Below are 1,837 nucleotides of genomic sequence, written 5' to 3'. Positions count from 1 at the left end.
TCGCGCAAGTGGCTGATGTTACAAGTGGGACAAACGTGAGACCAGCGTCTCGGCCCCGAGCTCCTCGCTCGTCACAGCGAAACTGAGGTGGTCGCGCCAGGCGCCGTCGATGTGGAGGTATCGCTCGCGGACGCCTTCCTCCCGCAGCCGCAGTCGCCGGACGAGGGCCAGTGAGCGCTCGTTGTCGACCCGGATGTTGACCTCGATCCGGTGCAGCCCGGCGGGACCCAGGGCATGGTCGATCGCCACCGCCAGCGCGCGCGTCGCGATCCCCCGGCCGGACTCGGACTCCGCGAGCCAGTAGCCCACCGAGCCCGACTGCTGGGCCGCTCGGACGATCCCGAAGATGTGGACCTGGCCGACGATGCGTCCGTGGACCTCGATGCACCACGGCATCGCCCGGTCCATCGCGGCCTGCTCGTCGAGCTCGCGGACGAACCGTCCGAAGGGCACCGGAGGCGGCGTCGCCGACCCGGGCGGCAGGGTCGGCTCCCACGGTCGGACGTGCTGATCGTTGTCGCTGCGGAGCCGCTGCCACTCGTCCTCGTCCCCGAGCCGCAAGGGCCGAAGGACGATCTCCGGCCCGGCCGTGTCGTCGCGCAGGACGACCGGCCAGGGGGCGGACTGATGCTTGCGGCGCCAGGGGACTCTCACGGATGGCCCATCGTCGACTGGTCCTCGGAGCCCGTGCCGCCTCAGTGGTCCCCACCCGGGAGCTGCTGCAGCACGTGGGCAAGGACCGGCTCGAGCACGTCGAGACCGTCGGCCACACCGCCACGGGAGCCCGGCAGGTTGACGACGAGGCAGCGGCCGGATGTCCCGACCACGCCCCGCGAGAGCATCGCCGTCGGGACGCCCTTGGCGACGCCCGCTGCGCGCATGCTCTCGGCGATCCCCGGCACGAGCCGGTCGAGGAGCGGCATCGTCTGCTCGGGCGTCACGTCGGTCGGCGTCAGTCCCGTGCCGCCGGTGGTGATGACGAGATCCGGCTCCGAGGCGAGCACCTCCCGCAGGGCCAGCCCGAACTCGTCCCCGTCCGGCACGACGATCGGCTCCCCCACCGAGAACCCCCATGACCGGAGCCGGTCCACGATGACCGGCCCCGACCGGTCGGCGTAGACGCCGGCGGCGGCGCGATTCGACGACGTGATGACCACGGCGCGCCGGTCCGCCCCGACGAGCCCTGTCGCAACCTCACTCATGCCAGTCCCCCGACCTTCCTCCCGACTTGGCGGTCACCCGGACGTCGGTGATCCGACCGTGCTTGTCGACGGCCTTGACCATGTCGATGAGCGCGAGGGCCGCCACACTCACCGCGGTGAGCGCCTCCATCTCGATGCCGGTGCGGTCGGCGGTCCGCACGGTGGCCGTGATGTCGACCCCGTCGTCGGCGACGGTGAGGTCGACCTCGACCCCGTGCACGGCGATGGGGTGGGCGAGCGGGATGAGCTCCGGAGTCCGCTTGACTGCCTGGATCCCGGCGAGCCTGGCCACGGCAAGGGCGTCCCCCTTGGGCACGACCCCCGACCGGAGCGCCGAGACCGCCTCGGCGCTGAGCAGGACCCGCCCCCGAGCGCTCGCCTCGCGTGAGGAGACCGGCTTGGCCGACACGTCGACCATGTGCGCGGTCCCGTCCGAGCGGACGTGGGTCAGGCCGGACGTCTCCCCGGCGCGCTGAGAACTCTCGTCAACCACCCGGTCATCATGTCACCGCCATCCCGGCACCTGACCCCGACACCCGACCCCCACCACCACACCACCTGCGCCCCGGCGAAGTTGATACGGCGAACCGACCCCCACCACCACACCACCTGCGCCCCGGCGAAGTTGCTGCGGC

At 72.0% G+C, this 1,837-nt stretch carries 3 protein-coding genes; all 3 read right to left on the bottom strand.

The window, feature by feature from the left end; genetic code table 11:
- Positions 1-18: 18 nt before the first annotated feature.
- Genes LOY02_RS10685 through moaC form a run of 3 tightly spaced genes read right to left on the bottom strand, consistent with a single transcriptional unit; the run spans position 19 to position 1,695 of the window.
- A complete protein-coding gene (locus tag LOY02_RS10685; protein WP_317182339.1) occupies positions 19-654 on the bottom strand; it encodes a GNAT family protein in 636 nt (211 codons plus the stop codon).
- Between the two features lie 41 nt (positions 655-695).
- Entirely contained in the window at positions 696-1,202 is a 507-nt protein-coding gene (locus LOY02_RS10680) for a MogA/MoaB family molybdenum cofactor biosynthesis protein (protein ID WP_317182338.1), read from the bottom strand.
- Positions 1,195-1,695, bottom strand: coding sequence for a cyclic pyranopterin monophosphate synthase MoaC (gene moaC, locus LOY02_RS10675; RefSeq protein WP_317182337.1), 501 nt, complete (start codon positions 1,693-1,695; stop codon positions 1,195-1,197). The genes LOY02_RS10680 and moaC overlap by 8 nt, the downstream gene beginning before the upstream one ends.
- Between the last annotated feature and the right edge of the window lie 142 nt (positions 1,696-1,837).

Source organism: Intrasporangium sp. (genome assembly GCF_032907665.1).
Taxonomy (GTDB): domain Bacteria; phylum Actinomycetota; class Actinomycetes; order Actinomycetales; family Dermatophilaceae; genus Intrasporangium.
This window is presented reverse-complemented; position numbering and strand designations above follow the sequence as displayed.

Coding starts and splice junctions, on each gene's coding strand:
- LOY02_RS10680 (WP_317182338.1), bottom strand. CDS start 1,202: ATGAGTGAGGTTGCGACAGGGCTCGTCGGGGCGGACCGGCGCGCCGTG.